The 15,214-nt window shown below is 61.0% G+C and carries 14 protein-coding genes; 6 read left to right on the top strand and 8 right to left on the bottom strand.

The features are described 5' to 3' along the window. Window positions 1–866 precede the first annotated feature (866 nt). From ACNPN0_RS03355 to ACNPN0_RS03345, 3 genes are all read right to left on the bottom strand, one after another. Window positions 867–2,033 carry a low temperature requirement protein A gene (locus tag ACNPN0_RS03355; RefSeq protein WP_448937669.1) on the bottom strand — a complete coding sequence of 389 codons (1,167 nt, stop codon included), beginning with the start codon at window positions 2,031–2,033 and terminating at the stop codon, window positions 867–869. A gap of 106 nt (window positions 2,034–2,139) precedes the next feature. Beyond that, a complete protein-coding gene (locus ACNPN0_RS03350; protein WP_444637451.1) occupies window positions 2,140–2,469 on the bottom strand; it encodes a nuclear transport factor 2 family protein in 330 nt (109 codons plus the stop codon). A gap of 29 nt (window positions 2,470–2,498) precedes the next feature. After that, a complete protein-coding gene (locus tag ACNPN0_RS03345) occupies window positions 2,499–3,254 on the bottom strand; it encodes an SDR family oxidoreductase (RefSeq protein ID WP_448937668.1) in 756 nt (251 codons plus the stop codon). A gap of 64 nt (window positions 3,255–3,318) precedes the next feature. Here ACNPN0_RS03345 and ACNPN0_RS03340 point away from each other — a divergent pair, with 64 nt between their 5' ends. Then, entirely contained in the window at window positions 3,319–4,011 is a 693-nt protein-coding gene (locus ACNPN0_RS03340; protein WP_448937667.1) for a TetR/AcrR family transcriptional regulator, read from the top strand. Window positions 4,012–4,428: 417 nt separating this feature from the next. Here ACNPN0_RS03340 and ACNPN0_RS03335 read toward each other — a convergent pair whose 3' ends face one another. Beyond that, window positions 4,429–6,891 (bottom strand): hypothetical protein, encoded by a 2,463-nt coding sequence (locus ACNPN0_RS03335; RefSeq protein ID WP_448937666.1) that lies wholly within the window; start codon window positions 6,889–6,891, stop codon window positions 4,429–4,431. A gap of 639 nt (window positions 6,892–7,530) precedes the next feature. Here ACNPN0_RS03335 and ACNPN0_RS03330 point away from each other — a divergent pair. Genes ACNPN0_RS03330 through ACNPN0_RS03320 form a run of 3 tightly spaced genes read left to right on the top strand, consistent with a single transcriptional unit; the run spans window position 7,531 to window position 8,676 of the window. Further along, window positions 7,531–7,962, top strand: coding sequence for a hypothetical protein (locus tag ACNPN0_RS03330; RefSeq protein ID WP_448937665.1), 432 nt, complete (start codon window positions 7,531–7,533; stop codon window positions 7,960–7,962). A gap of 1 nt (window position 7,963) precedes the next feature. Further along, on the top strand, window positions 7,964–8,251 hold the full coding sequence (locus tag ACNPN0_RS03325; RefSeq protein ID WP_448937664.1) for a transcriptional regulator: 288 nt from the start codon (window positions 7,964–7,966) through the stop codon (window positions 8,249–8,251). A gap of 38 nt (window positions 8,252–8,289) precedes the next feature. After that, window positions 8,290–8,676 (top strand): hypothetical protein, encoded by a 387-nt coding sequence (locus tag ACNPN0_RS03320; protein WP_448937663.1) that lies wholly within the window; start codon window positions 8,290–8,292, stop codon window positions 8,674–8,676. A gap of 40 nt (window positions 8,677–8,716) precedes the next feature. Here the strand turns inward: ACNPN0_RS03320 and ychF are convergent, their stop codons facing one another. From ychF to ACNPN0_RS03305, 3 genes are all read right to left on the bottom strand, one after another. Further along, a complete protein-coding gene (ychF, locus tag ACNPN0_RS03315) occupies window positions 8,717–9,802 on the bottom strand; it encodes a redox-regulated ATPase YchF (protein ID WP_448937662.1) in 1,086 nt (361 codons plus the stop codon). Between the two features lie 72 nt (window positions 9,803–9,874). Continuing rightward, entirely contained in the window at window positions 9,875–10,966 is a 1,092-nt protein-coding gene (locus ACNPN0_RS03310) for a 4-hydroxy-3-methylbut-2-enyl diphosphate reductase (RefSeq protein WP_105657584.1), read from the bottom strand. A gap of 100 nt (window positions 10,967–11,066) precedes the next feature. Continuing rightward, window positions 11,067–12,260: an SH3 domain-containing protein gene (locus ACNPN0_RS03305; protein WP_448937661.1), complete on the bottom strand. Its 1,194-nt coding sequence runs from the start codon at window positions 12,258–12,260 to the stop codon at window positions 11,067–11,069. Window positions 12,261–12,536: 276 nt separating this feature from the next. Here ACNPN0_RS03305 and xseA point away from each other — a divergent pair, with 276 nt between their 5' ends. Further along, window positions 12,537–13,799 carry an exodeoxyribonuclease VII large subunit gene (xseA, locus tag ACNPN0_RS03300; RefSeq protein ID WP_105657586.1) on the top strand — a complete coding sequence of 421 codons (1,263 nt, stop codon included), beginning with the start codon at window positions 12,537–12,539 and terminating at the stop codon, window positions 13,797–13,799. Between the two features lie 28 nt (window positions 13,800–13,827). After that, the gene (locus ACNPN0_RS03295; RefSeq protein WP_388022645.1) at window positions 13,828–14,058 is read left to right on the top strand and encodes an exodeoxyribonuclease VII small subunit; all 231 of its coding nucleotides are present in this window, start codon (window positions 13,828–13,830) and stop codon (window positions 14,056–14,058) included. 17 nt (window positions 14,059–14,075) lie between these two features. Here ACNPN0_RS03295 and ACNPN0_RS03290 read toward each other — a convergent pair whose 3' ends face one another. Continuing rightward, window positions 14,076–14,939 carry a PPK2 family polyphosphate kinase gene (locus ACNPN0_RS03290; protein ID WP_400342102.1) on the bottom strand — a complete coding sequence of 288 codons (864 nt, stop codon included), beginning with the start codon at window positions 14,937–14,939 and terminating at the stop codon, window positions 14,076–14,078. Window positions 14,940–15,214: the final 275 nt, after the last annotated feature.

The following is a 15,214-nucleotide window of genomic DNA, read 5'->3' as shown; positions in this document are numbered from 1 at the left end:
ATTGTTCTCGAAGCTGTATCTCTAGAGCCTTCTGGGCAGACTTTCGATCTTTGCGTTCAATAAGGAATAGGACAGCAGGGACAGATGCGGCAAGAATGGAGCCGACCGCTGATATCCCCGTCCAGACAACGGATGGCATGGTCCTGGTTACTTTCGGTTTCGGAGGAATATGAATTAGGCCCGACGAATTCATATATCAAGATTGAATTCTTGCGACTACTAAAGTATTTCGAAGACTCTCGTCTAAGCTTTAAAGATTAGTCGATGATGCTTTTCTGCGGAGGACAACGTTTCTGCTATCTACAAATCGCAGGAGTAGGGGTGGCGTTAACAATTGATTTACTCTCACACGACCGGTCAGGGTGTGGAAGTGACGAGATTTCACACCTTCTTGCAAGAAGAGAAGTACCTTCAAGCGCTATTCTGCATCCGCCAAGTTCAAGAACTATGAACTGTCTTGCATTGGCCGTTTCTTTCCAAATGCTGGTAACGGATCAAACCTCGATCCATCGACAAGAAATGCCACCCTAAACATTTTCACGTAGGATGGCATTTCGGCTGAATCAGGTGGAGAATTTAAACATTAAATCTAAATTCCACCGAGTTCCGCTACAAACCAACCTCTGACGATGAGTAGTCAAGTTGCCAGCGCTAATCATCCCGCGGGTCAGAGCGTTGCTCTGATCCGTTCGTACAGTGCACGGCCGAGACCAGGTGCGCATAGCCACCGGCGACGCAAAGGAGCATTCTCACCGCGATGCGGTCGGCCAGCTATGACCGAGGATCGCAGTTGAAAAGCAAAGCGCGTCGCTCGCTCCTGAGCACCGCGATCGGGCGCAGAAGGATCTCAGATAGAGGTTGCCAGGTCATCGCCGGTTATCGAGCGCCGACTGTTTCGATGTCGTGTACGCGGTGTGGGCGGCGAGAATAGCCGTCACGGAGAGTACAGCGACGCTCAACGCAATCACCGGCAGGTGATCGATCAGCAGCATCGCGGCGATCATGATCCCCACCAGCACGGCTGCTGCGATGAATCGTGACCGTGCGAGGCGTCCGAATCGGGACCGGAGGAACAGCAGGTTTCCTGCCAGGTATACGAGCGGACCTGCGGCCGTCACGAGAACGATTGCGGGCGTGAGGTGGTCGTGGGAGAGCCGCAGCTCGATGGAGACGGCGACGAGGATCGCGCCCAAGACCATAAAAGCATGCGCATAGGCGTAGGCCGACCTTAGAGCACCCGTGGAAGAATCTCCGCCTTGCGTATCTGGCCCGGCGAGTGCGAAGTAGTTCCACCAGAGCACGAACAGCGACGCGAAGCCGACGACCATGCTCAACGCGAGTGACGGGGTGAGCTGCCCGTGGGAGACGATGCTGCCGCCCATGAGTAGGATGGATTCGCCGAGGGCGATGATGAAGACGAGACGGTTGCGCTCGGCCAGGTGCTCGGCGTCGGTGTCCCACTGGTGCATGGGGGCTGCGCCGATACCGGGGATCCGATAGTGGGCCAGCGGGGCCGCGTAGTCGATGAGCACCGCGATCAACCAGAGACCCAGCCGCCATTCGAGGGGCAGTGCCGCACCGAGGACCCAGAACATGCCGGCCAGCAGGGTCCACAGCAGCAGCATGCGGTAGTTGGCTGCGAGCTGGTGGCCGCGGTAGGCGATCATCATGAACACTGGACGAAGTATGCCCATGAACAGGTAGCACCCTACGAACAACCATGCTCCATCGCCGAAAGCGTTGGGGATGGCTATCGACATGCCCAGTGCGGCAAGCATCAGCATTCCGGAGAGCAGCTGCACCGGGGTGCGGCTCGGATCCAGCCAGTTCATCGCCCAGGCGGTGTAGTTCCACCCCCACCACACGGCGGCGAACACCACGATGGTCTGGGCAGCGCCTTCCCAGGAGAGGTGCTCGATGAGCAGGTGCGAGAGCTGGATGATGGCGAAGACGTAGACCAGGTCGAAGAAGAGCTCAACGGGGCCAACCTCGGATCGGCGGTGCCCGGTGCGGGCGAGCGGGACGGTATTCATGGTTGGCGATCCTCGTATATGCGTGTCGTATGGGGGTCTCGAAGGCGACATCACCGAGCGGGCGTTCATCTGTCTGGACGCCGGATCGAGATGCAAGTGCCGACTCTCAGCCTTCGCGGATTGTCATCTTCACGAGCTTGTCGCCGTCGATGTCGAAGACGAACTTCGACCGACCGTTGGCGTGGTTGGAGCGCCAGTCGCCGATGACCGCAATTGAACCACCTACGCTCTCGACTTTCTCGACGGTGAGCGTGCCGTGTGAGCCGATGAACTCTTTGTCGCTCCAGGTTTTGATCTGATCGCGTCCAGTGAAGTCGCGGCCCCAATCGTCGACGGCTCCCTGCGGAGTGAAAGCGTCCAGGAAGGCTTGTTCGTCGTGGTTGTTAACCGCGGTGATAAACGAGGCCACTGGTTCGGGGATAGTCGGTGCTGCCATGAGATACTCCTCTTTTCGTGGGGTCGAGCTCAGCGAGTGGTGTAGCCGCCGTTGGCGAAGATCGTCTGGCCTGTGATCCACCAGCCTTCGGAGGCGAGGAAGCGGACGATCGGGGCGATGTCTTCGATCTTAGTGAGCTGGTTGCCCATGCCCTGGGACTTGTGGAACTCTACCCGCTCGGGGGTCTCCTGGCCGTAGAAGAACGGCGTGTCCATCGGACCGGGCGCGATCGCGGTGACGGAGATGCCGCGGTCGGCGAACTCCTTGGCCGCGGCGCGAGTGAAGTGCTCCACCGGCGACTTGCCTCCGGCGTAGGTTGAGTAGCCGTCGGTGAACGCGGCCAGCAGCGCGGTGACGATGGTGATGATCTTGCCACCGTCGGCGAGGTTCTTGCCGGCCTCCTGGATGAAGAAGTAAGCGGCCTTGGAATTGATGTCGAACATCGAATCGTACTCGTCCTCGGTGGTCTCCATGATCGGCTTGCGCAGCACCTTGCCCGCCGTGTTCACCGCGACATCGATCGTCCCCAGAGCCGCCTCAGCGTCGGCGAACAGTTCGGCCACGTTCGCCGGAACCGTGAGGTCCCCCTGAAACACCGCGCCCTTGCCTCCAGCCGCTTCGACGGCGGCCAGCGTCTGCTCCGCGTCCGCGCGACTGGAGTCGGAGTTGTAGTGGATCGCGACGTTCGCGCCGCCCTCGGCCGCTTGGCGGGCGATCAACCCGCCGAGGTTCTTCGCGCCGCCCGCGATCAGAACGTTCTTGCCCTTGAGTGTGTGCTCAGCCATGATATTCCCTCTGTATCGTCAGTATGCAACAGTATCATCCTGCTACATAAGCTAACATAGCATCATGACAGTAACGCCGACAAGCCATACACGGGAGCGATTGATTTCGGCGGCTGCCGACCTCATCGCTGCCGCCCCCGGGGAGGAGTTCTCGCTACGAGCGGTGTGCGAGACGGTCGGGGTGAAGATGCCGACGCTGTACCACTTCTTCGGCTCCAAGCAGGGGTTGATCGATGCGGTCATTAAACATGGTTTTGACCTGTATCTGGGCGAGAAGTCTTCGATGGAGTCGTCCGGGGACCCTATCCAGGACATCCGCGTCGGATGGGACGCCCACGTCGCCTTCGGCCTGGCCAATCCCGGCTTCTACTCACTCATGTACGGCAAAGTTCAACCAGGCTACTCCCCTGAAGCGCAGTCGCGGCCAAGCGAAATCCTCCTCGGCCTCACGACGCGCGCAGCCACGCAGGGCCGGCTCGCCGTTTCTGCGCAGCAGGCTGCGGCACACATCCTCGTGACAAATATCGGTGTCACTCTGCGACAGATCGTCTTGGCAGCGCCGGACCCTACCCTCTCTCAGGCTGTCCGTGAAGGTGCTATCTCAGCGATCACCGGTGCGGGAACACGACCCGACAACCCGATCACCACCGCCATCGAGCTCGCCGCAGCACAACCAGACGTCCTTGGCAGGGCAGAGACCCAGCTCCTCATCGAATGGCTCGGCGGGCTGAGCAGGGCGAACGAAAAGCGGCAGTAGGCCAGTGCGACGAACTTCGGAGAGAACTGCAGCTGTTCGGAGGGTAGCCAAGACATCTCCTCTCAAGCCAATTCTGCGCCCATGGGCGGGACTCGCGTCCCCGTAAACAGAATGCTTAGTTCAAGGCGAGTCCGTCGTAGAAGTGCTCGATCCACCGATCATCGGGGACATGGAGTGTGGCTCTATGCAGTCGTCCTCAGCAAACGCCAACGGGGCGCTCAGCCTCCTACACTTAGGGACCACTGTGGATAGCTCACGCAAACTTTTTCCTGAGAGACGAAATCAACCGAATCGACCAGGTAACGACAGAATACCGTTTAGCATCTGGAACCTCACCAGACATTAGATTGAAAAGCGGAACTCCACGACGTCGCCGCACATACCAACCTTTGCTTGCGGTGTTGCGAGGGGTTGTCGTTAGCGGCGTCGCTTGCCCCTCTTCTTCGGCTTCCTACTCGGATTCTGCCTGGCGGTCGCTCTTCGCGCCGACGGTGGGGTCGGACGACTCATTACAGCCGGAGGGATGAGGCCCATCTCCACAATGAGGCTGTCAAGCTCTTTGTTCTCTACCGGAGGCGAGTTGTCATAACGGATCGATACGATGCGCTGCTCCTCATCGAATACCACCATGAGCGCACGATCCGACTGAATCTGGTGCTTCTTCGCGAATCCGTAGGTCGCGAGCCGGGTGCTAGCCTCTTGGATAGACATCTTTCGAGGTTTGGAACCCATGAACAACGTCGGGTAGCCCCACGCTCCGGCGAACGCCATCATCGAATTGTGGTGGAGGCCGTCCTGCCGTGTCATCAACGCCAAGCGTTCGACCATCTCACCCAGCGACTCCTGCGACTCCTCAGCAAGGTTCAACAGATCGGCGCTGAAGCGGAACCACCCCGGCTTGTGCCCATCCTGAAGGAAGTCTACAATCCGGGCGATGCCCGGCGGGATGCCGAAGGAAGGCTTCTCAGCTTCTACAGCGCTAGAGCCTTCCTGGAAGTAGACCCAAGCATCCAACTCATCGGTTTGAGTCATCACACGAGTGGGAACAGCCGACACCTGATACCGGCGACGCTCCTTGCCCGTGGAAGGCGCGACGCCAAGGAACTCTTCGCTTACCCGATCTGGGTCCGGTTCAACCCACAAGCCGCCGGAGAGAAACAGCATGAAGAGATCGAGCTCGTCGACGGCTGAGAACTTCAGCGACACTTCTGACTCTGTACGACGTCGCAGATAGAGCAAGAACTCCGTGGGCCTATCGATGACCTCGGCAATGACGCTCAGGTCGTGCAACGTCACGAGCCAAGGGAAACGATCGCTTCCCACGACCTTGGCACGCACGAGTTCGTCCAAGGCAGTGGACAGCGGGCCGAAGTCGTCGAGGTAGACAGTCACCGAGCGAATCTCGTGGATCTCCGAGAGATCCAGCCATTCGCGATTCTCAAGCCACAGCCCGTGATTGGTTCGGATATGGTTCTCAAGCCTGAGTGCCTGGTCAGTCGCGCTCCCGACCGTCTCCCGCAGGTCGGCAGACAACCTCTGGACATGCCCACGCCGGGCGTGACTGGAGATGCTCTTTGCCTTCACTTCTACGCAGATCGCGACATCCTCGATGATGAATAGCCCATCTGCTTCAGTCTGCTCGGCGATCGAGTTGATGTCTTGCGCATCGGGTCCGAGCTCATAAACCTCGATGCCCGGATTGGCGCGGAAGTATTTGAGGTTCGCGTGGGCTGCATCTGAGTCTAGGATGGCGGCCAGACGCTTCAGAGCGAGCTCCTCACTTACGAACATGCGGCGCTTCTCATAACGGCGAAACTTTGCGGGGGCCGCCTTGAGTGCCTCTTCGACGATCTGACGGAAGCAGTCGGTGCCGATCGGCTTGCCTGTCAGGATGTAGTTGCCGTCGGCGTCATTGACCAGCGATGCAAAGCGGAACGGGTTATCGCCGCTCAGGTACTTCGTCACTACGGCAAGCGCGTCGTCAGCGCCGTTGAACGCCAGGCTGAACCGATCCAGAACGGCCTGGGTCCGCTCTGCCGGCACACCCGAAGCTGCGGCAACCTCTTGAACAGTGATGGTTGCGCGCTCGCCAGGAAACTCCAACAAGCTCATCAAGGCGGAGCGCGCGTCCTCTTCAAACGCAGGATCGTTCTTCTTCTCGGCATGCTGTTCGAACATCTCGCCGACGGTGTCGCGGATAGCGAAGAACTTCTCCCCGTGGACGCGAATGATTGACTCACGCACGGCGCAGAAGTCCTCGTAGCTGAAACCAAGCGTCTCGGGGAGCAAATCACCGAGGTGGCGCGATGAGAACAGCTCCTCGTTGATCTCGTCATGGATATGCGCGTACTGCATGAACCGCACTGTCAGATCGTGACTGACGAATTGGGCGGACAACATGGTCAGCGGTCCGAATTCGTTTCGATCACCCGAACTGAATAGGGCGAAGGAGCCCAGCATCAACATTTCCCGCGCCCGTTCATGCAGGTCGGGAATCAATCCCGCAGGGCGGGTCTTGCTCGTCGGCGTCGACCTAGGCTCGCGCTGCCCCCTGGTGAGCAGAATGAGCGCAATGAGTTCGACCGCTGCTGGCATCTGATCAGCAAGGCTTTCGCGGTAGCCATCGAGGATCATCGGCATCTCGCGCATCCGCATGAGCTCGATCACGTCGAAGGCGTCAGCGTCCTTCAATGAGTCCGCGATGGCCTTGACATGCTCGGCGATTATCGTTGGGCCACGAAGTAGGTACTCCCTCGGGTTCTCCCCCTCGTTCATTCGACCAAGCATTTCCCCCATGCGTTCAAAGGCCACGGCCAGACCCTCATCATCGGCCGTGACGATTCGTCGCGAAGGCAAATCGCGACCCTGCTTCTTCTCCATGACACTCCCCTTTTGTCCATACAAACCGCAGCTATTGGATTTCTACCCCACCACGCGACCCTCCGGGCCGCCTGGGAGTTCTATTCCTCTGCCAGGAGGGTGTGGTGTTGAGTGGCGCAGGAGGCAAATGTGAAGGCACGCTCGGGGTGACTCTTTACCGACTCACACAGGATCTCATCACTCAACGGCCCTGTCAGCGTACACAACCAGGCCTAGAGTATCCAGCCGCCCATACCAGTATCTGTCAGAGTCTTCACCATGGCAGACACGCCAGGACCGATCTGGCCGTCCTTGATAAACTTCATGGACGGGCTGAACACCTCCCATCACCGCAGGACTCCTTCACCGCGCGCTCAGCAACAGAATAGGATCGGGACTGTTCCTCTGTCGATGGGCACAGCACTTCCGATCGATCAAATCTTTGATCCTGAATCTGAAGACCAGTCACGGATTCAATACCCCGATTGCGGAGACAAATGCGCCGGACCCGACAAACGGATCCGGCGCATTCGCAAGAGGTTAAAGCGAAACGCGACTACACGTTGAAGCGGAACTCCACCACCACGTCGCCACGGATAACAACCTCTTGGGCACGGGGCACCACTTTCTATATATGCAACTAGTTGCTAGCTTGGAACCATGAACGACGCAGAACCGAGCGAGCACCAGAACGTCACCGCCGTCGAAGCACAGCGACTGCTTGACTCGATGCCGCCTCGACCGCAGCGAGTCTTTACTACCGGTGACCATCTGAGCGCGTTTGCCACGATCGTCCTCTCTTTCACGTCCGGGCTCCTCGCGCTGAGCGGATTTCCCTGGTGGGCCGTCCCACTCACTTTGGGCGCAATCGTCACGTCAAACGTCTGGATCTCCAAGCGACTGAGCCAGCCGAACGAGCCCAGACTAAAGGGGACCTTCATCTCCGCGGCTTTCGCAGTTTGGCTCCTGATACCCACCTGGCGGGGCCTCGTACATGGCGAGTCGATTCCGTTCCCTGAAGCGTTCATCTTCGCGGGCTTGGCACCTGCGGCATGGCTGGTGTTCTATGTCGTGCTTCTGATCCGCCGCTGACATGTCATACGCAGAGATCGATGCGCATCTGGTCGCGCCCAAGCGATTCGTCACACTGTCGCACCTGAGCCAGGTCGAGCAAGCGGACTACCCGGCGCTGCAGGAGACAACAGGCCTGTCGATGCCCGATCTCTCGAAGATCCTTCGCGACCTGGAGGATCGCGGCCTGGTGGAAATCTCCAAGGAGCGCAAAAACCTGTACGGAACAACGCTGGTGCGGCTGACGCCAGAAGGCAGAGGAACGTTCCGCGAGCTGGTGGCCACCCTCAATCGCATTGCCGGAAGCTGAGTCTTGCAGACAGTGTCATCCTCGAAGATCGGAGCGCGATGAGTGCCCAGGACTACCGCCGCATCGGCGAGGCTTTCAGCCTCCTGGAGAACGCGCTGCTCGACATCCTCTGCAGTGGAGCGGACACGGGATCCTCGAACGCGCGTGCACAACGCGCGACTGCGACGTGGGGCGGATATGAACATGATGGTTGCGAGTGCTTCCTGATCTCGGTCGCGCCTGCAGATGGGGCTCCGACCATCGAGCACGACGGCGGTCCCCTCGCCATGGCCGAAGTCGCTGATGGAGCAGAAACGCTTGGGCTTCTCGAGCTCTGGGTCGTTGATGGGCGTCTGCACTCCGTCAACTACATGCCATTTGGCGACGAGCATGTCGCGCTACCCGCGCCAGAGGAGTACACGATCACACTGATCGATTCAGAGTGAGATGGATGGCGTCAGGGTCCGAGCGACTCGCAGCCATAGGCTAGTTCGAAAATCTAAATTCGACGACGTCGCCGTCCTTCATGATGTATTCCTTGCCTTCGATGCGGGCCTTGCCCGCAGACTTGGCATTAGCCACCGAACCAGCGGCAACGAGGTCGTCGAAGCCGATGACCTCGGCCTTGATGAAGCCGCGCTGGAAGTCGGTGTGGATGACACCGGCTGCCTCAGGCGCGGTGGCGCCCTTGGCGATGGTCCAGGCGCGGGTTTCCTTCGGGCCAGCGGTCAGGTAGGTCTGCAGGCCCAGGGTGTCGAAGCCGACGCGGGCCAGCTTGCCCAGGCCGGACTCGACGATGCCGGCATCTTCCATCATTTCGGCCGCTTCGTCTTCTTCCAGTTCAGCCAGTTCGGATTCGAACTGGGCATCCAGGAAGATCGCCTCGGCAGGGGCAACCAGCTCGGAGAGCTTGGCCTGCATCTCGGTATCGGCCAGGCCGGCCTCATCGGTGTTGAACACGTAGATGAATGGCTTGGTGGTCATCAGCTGCATCGGCGCGAGCTCTTCAAGGTCCACGCCCTTGGTCTTCGCGGCGGCGAACAAGGTGATGCCTTCTTCGAGCACCTTCTGCGCGTTGAGCACTGCGTCCAGGAACGACTTCTCGATCTTCTTGGTGCGCAGTTCCTTTTCCAGGCGAGGCAGCTGGTTCTCGATGGTCTGCAGGTCCGCGAGGATCAGCTCGGTAGCGATGGTCTCGATATCCGAGGCCGGGTCCACCTTGCCGTTCACATGGATCACGTCGTCATTCACGAATGCGCGGGTGACCTGGCAGATCGCATCAGCTTCGCGGATGGTCGCCAGGAACTTATTGCCCAGGCCTTCGCCTTCCGAAGCGCCCTTGACGATGCCGGCGATATCCACGAAGGAGACGGTCGCAGGCAGGATGCGCTCGGAATTGAAGATTCCGGCGAGCACCTTCAGCCGCGAGTCAGGCAACGGCACGACACCCACATTGGGCTCGATGGTTGCGAACGGGTAGTTGGCTGCCAGCACCTGGGCACGGGTCAGCGCGTTGAACATGGTGGACTTGCCGACGTTTGGCAGTCCGACGATTCCGATAGTAAGAGCCACGGGAGGAAATTCTACCTTTTACTAGTGATGAGCGCGCAATGGTGTACTGGCGCTTGAATTCTTATGGAGAAATCAGGCCTGCGGGCGGGCGTGTCCGCCCAGGGCACGTTCCTCGTCCCCGGCTTCCTTGAGCTTTCCGCGGATTTCCTTGGGCAGCGAGAAGATGATGTCTTCCTGCGCGGTGGTGACCTCGGAAACGTCGGTGAAGCCGTACTCTGCCAGCAGCGCCACGACTTCGCGGACCAGCACCTCTGGCACCGAGGCACCGGAGGTCACGCCGACGGTGGAGACGCCCTCGAACCAGGCCTCGTCCACTTCGTTGGCGAAGTCCACGCGGTAGGAAGCCTTTGCCCCGTGGTCCAGTGCCACCTCGACCAGGCGCACCGAGTTCGAGGAGTTCGCCGAACCGACCACGATCACCAGATCCGACTGCGGCGCAATGTTCTTGATCGCGGCCTGGCGGTTGGTGGTTGCGTAGCAGATGTCATCGCTGGGTGGATCCTGCAGGTTCGGGAAGCGCTCGCGCAGCCGGCGCACGGTTTCCATGGTCTCGTCCACGCTCAGGGTGGTCTGCGAGAGCCAGATCAGCTTGTCCGGGTTCTTCACCTGGACGGTGTCGGCTTCCTCGGGGTTGTTCACGATGGTGGTGACCTCCGGGGCTTCGCCGTAGGTGCCCTCGACCTCTTCATGGCCTTCGTGGCCGATCAGCAGGATCTCGTAGTCGTTCTTGGCGAAGCGCACGGCTTCGCGGTGCACCTTGGTGACCAGCGGGCAGGTGGCATCGATGGTCTGCAGGTTGCGGTCCGCCGCGGACTGCACCACGGCCGGGGAGACGCCGTGGGCGGAGAAGACCACTAGGGCGCCCTCGGGCACTTCCTCGTTCTCCTCGACGAAAATCGCTCCGCGGGATTCCAGCTCGGAGACCACGTGCAGGTTGTGCACGATCTGCTTGCGCACGTACACCGGAGGACCGTAGTGCTCCAGCGCCTTTTCAACGGCAACCACTGCCCGGTCCACGCCTGCGCAGTAGCCGCGAGGAGCGGCCAGCAGGACCTTGCGCTCGGTGACCGTTGGGGAGGCAGCTGCAATCTCGGCCGGGGTGCGGCGCACCCGCGGGATCCGAGGCATTGACAGCGAGACCGTAGTGGAAGTGGAAGTAGCCATACCTCTAGTCTACGAAGTGCATGCAAGTTAGCCCATGCTCATATGATGCGCGCCACCCTCCGGGGACTGTGAGATCTGCCTCCGAAGGGTGCTTGCCGGTTCAGCAGGGCAGCGAACTGGGCAGCAGCACCGGGGTGCGCACCACCGCGCCGGTGCCATCGGACCCGCGGTAGGCCCGGCACACGCCCACCGAGCGGGCGCCGAGGTTCGCCTTGATCTGGCGCAGCGCATCGGGCGAGAAGCCGTACCACTGCATGTGCATCAGCACGGTGTCCCCGGGCACCGCGGCCGAGGCCCGCGAGATGGTGATCGACTTGGATTTCACGTCCCAGTCGCGGGTGTCGCGGGACCAGGTCCAGATGGCCATCCCGCGGCTGTCGTAGCCGCAACGCACCGAACCGTCGATGGCTCCAAAAGGCGGGCGCCCGAAATTCGTGTGCACTCCGGAACCGCCCAGTTGCGCACCGGCCTGCTGGCAGGACAGCGGGCGCAGATCCGGGTGGCTGATCGAATGGTTGATCACCCATTGGCCCTTGGCCCGGGCCAGCGCGGCCAGGTCCACGCCGTAGCGCGACTTGAACGAGCCGAGGCAATCGCCGGTGGGAGCGATCACCAGGCCGATGTTGCTGCTGGCGGCGTAATCCATCACCGAGGTGAAGGCGCTCAGCGTGCGCGGGCAGTCATCGAAGGTGAGCACCACCCTCGATGTCCGGTTGGGACCGGTGGACCGCGGAGCGGAGGGCGGCTTCGGATAGGTGGTCACGTAGCTGCCGCTGACCCAGCCGGTGTACCCTCCGTAACTGGCCTTGTACCATCCGTTGGAGGCGCGGGCGTAGGCGGGAACCGTCTTCCCTTTCGGGGTGCTCAGCAGGACCCGGTAGCTGGTGGATGTGCCGGTGCGCAGATTCAGGTCATCGAGCGTGCGCACCGAAGCGGCGACCACGTAGTAGCCGCTGACGTACCCGGTGTACCCGTTGTAGCTGACCTTGTACCAGCCGTTGGAGGCACGCCCGGATACAGGAACCGAGGTCCCCGTGGGTATCTGCACCAGGATCCGGTAACTGGTCGAGGCGCCGGTGCGCATATTCAGATCCGCCGTGGTGCGCACCCGGACCGGCAAGTCGATGGATATGGCACTGGCAACGTCCACCGTTGCGGCCGGCACTGCCGCAGCCGCCAGCACGGGCATCGGGGCCGCGGCGGAGAGCGGAATGGAACCGGCCAGCAAGCTGAGCGCTGCCACCCAAGTCCACCCAGAACGCGCAATATTCTTATTCCCCAATGCCCCACGCATGGCCCTGCATCCTTCTGAAGTGCTTCCCCAATGCTCAATAGTGTCCACCCGCACATTGCCCCTCGCAATGCCCGCAGGCAGGCTTGTCCCAATCGTTGGAAAACCCCGTTTCCCCGGGTCTTGCGGGGCCAATCGGGTATGAAAATCGCCCATTGCGATACCTGCGCTCCACCTGCCGCGGCCTAGCCCCAGCCCCCGGGGATCCGGCCAGCCGTCGGTGCCATGCGGTAGTCTCACAGATGCACCAGAGATTCGACTTTCCAAGGAGCGGCACCGATGGATCCCCAAGCCCCCGCCAGTTTGCCGGCGACCGCCGGGCAGACCACCGCGGACAATCCTTGGCCGCTGCGGCTGCTCTCGGAAAAGCTGAAAATCCATATCGAGAACTCTCCGGTGGTTTGGGTTGAAGGCCAATTGCTGGAAGCCAATGTGCGCAACGGCCACGCCTACCTCACCCTGCGCGATGTCGATGCGGACTTCTCTTTCTCGGTGACCATTTGGGCCTCGACGATGCGCAAGCTGGATGCCACCCCGCAGGTGGGCTCCCGCGTGGTGGCCCAGGTGAAACCGAGCTTCTACGCGAAAACCGGCCGGCTTTCCTTGAATGCCACGGACCTGCGACCGGTAGGCTTGGGCGAGCTGCTGGTGCGCCTGGAACGATTGCGCCAGGCGCTGGGAGCAGAAGGCCTCTTCTCCCCTGAGCACAAGCGCCCGCTGCCTGTTCTTCCCCACCGCATCGGCCTGATTACCGGGCGTGATTCGGATGCGGAGAAGGACGTGCTGCGCAATGCCAGCCTGCGCTGGCCATCCGTGCAATTCAAGGTCATCAATACCGCCGTGCAGGGAATGGATGCCGCCAACCAGGTCATCGCAGCCCTGCAGCAGCTGGATGCGGACCCGGACATCGATGTCATCGTCATCGCACGTGGCGGCGGAGCCCTGGAAGACCTCTTGCCCTTCTCCAATGAGGATCTGGTGCGTGCGGTCTTCGCAGCCCAGACGCCGGTGGTTTCGGCCATCGGCCACGAAGCGGACCGCCCGATCCTGGATGATGTGGCCGATCTTCGCGCGTCGACCCCCACCGATGCAGCCAAGCGCATTGTCCCGGATCTGCAAGAAGAATTCGCCGGCTTGGAAATCGCCCGCAATCGCTTGGACCGTTCCATCAACAATCTTCTCCAGCGCGAAGCCCAGCTGCTGGCCTCGGTGCGCGAACGCCCGGTGCTGGCCAACCCGCAGGTGATGGTCACCTCCCGTGCCGAAGACCTGGAGCGCTGGAAGCAGCGCTCGACGGATCTGCTGCGCCACCGCGTGATGCGCGCCAACGACGAGATCAACCATCTGAAGAACCAGATGCGTGCCCTGTCCCCGCAGCAGACCCTGGACCGCGGCTATTCGGTCACCCAGCTGGAGGACGGAAGCATCGTGCGCGAGGCAGCCCAGGCGCCAGCAGACAGCAAGGTGCTCATCCGGGTGGCTTCCGGGCAGCTGGTTGCACGAACCCTTGAATCCCTCCCTGCCGGCGACAACGCAAGCTAATCACCACGAATACCAATTTGGAGTAATCATGACTGCACAAATCCCTGAAGACATTGCCAAGCTTTCCTACGAGCAGGCTCGCGAAGAACTGCTGGCCGTGGTCAACCAGCTCGAGACCGGCGGAGTTGCGCTGGAAGCCTCGCTGGCGTTGTGGGAGCGTGGCGAAGCACTGGCAGCCCACTGCGAGAACTGGCTCAACGGTGTCTCTCAGCGTCTGGAGCAGGCCCGCGCCAACCACGAGCAGGCCGCCGGCGAATAGCCTGTCCTCACCCGGACCTACTTCGTGGCCGCCAGCCGGGCCTTCTCCTGCTCCACATCGAAGGTGGCAACGGGCCAGTCGGGAGCGACGCGCTCCAGGGTAGCCAGCAGCAGCTCGGCGACGCACAAGCGGGCTTTCCACTTCTGGTCAGCGGGAACGATATGCCATGGTGCGCCCTGGTTATCGGTGCGGTTAATCGCCACCTCGTAGGCGGACTGGAAGTCATCCCACAGCAGGCGATCATCGACGTCGCCCGGCGAGTACTTCCAATGCTTGTCGGCACGCTCCAGGCGTGCCGAGAGGCGCTCGAATTGTTCTTCTCGGCTGATGTGGAGCATCACCTTGATCGGGTGGATGCCCTGCTCGATCAGCTGCTTCTCGAAGTCGACTATTTTCCCGTAGCGGGACTCGACCGCCTCCGGGGTGGCGAAGCCCTTCACCTTGGCGACCAGAACGTCTTCATAGTGGGAACGGTCAAAGACTCCCACTAGTCCCCCGGCGGGCAATTGCTTGGTGATGCGCCAGAGGAAGTCATGGGCTGCTTCTTCCTCGGTTGGCGCCTTGAAGGCATGGTGCTTGACGCCCTGCGGATCCAGCATGCCAAGGACGTGGCGAACAGTCCCTCCTTTGCCGGACGTATCCATTCCCTGCAAAATGAGCAGGACTGCTGGGCCTTGCCCGCCAGCTACCGAGGCGGCGAAGAGCCTCTCTTGCAGATCCGAGAGCAGTTCAGCCAGCTGCTCCATGCGCTTCTCGGCGGCCTTCTTATCCTGCGGGGCGTCGCCGGGCCACCAATCAGCATCCTTGGTTGCGCGCTCTGAAAGCTTCACGCCCGGTTCTGCACGTAGCGCTTCTAACAGGTTGGCAGGATAGGCGCTCATCATTAAGTCCTCACGCGTGTGTCGAAGTGATGCGATTCGTTGTTGCCAGCCTACTGCCACTGCAGGCGCCGTGAGAAGCGGTATTCGTCAACGGCGAAGCACCCATCACGGCTCGATGCACAGGATCGCTAAGCCTCGCGAAAGCGCCGGCAACGGGCCGATACGCCAAATCCCCAGGACACCAAATTCTCCGGTCGCAGTCGCTGGCAGGCGATATCCCTGAAGTTCCGGGGGCCGCATTCCCCGGTGGCCGCCTTAACGCACAACCGGCCCCC

This window comes from Glutamicibacter sp. AGC84 (assembly GCF_053543575.1).
This window is presented reverse-complemented; position numbering and strand designations above follow the sequence as displayed.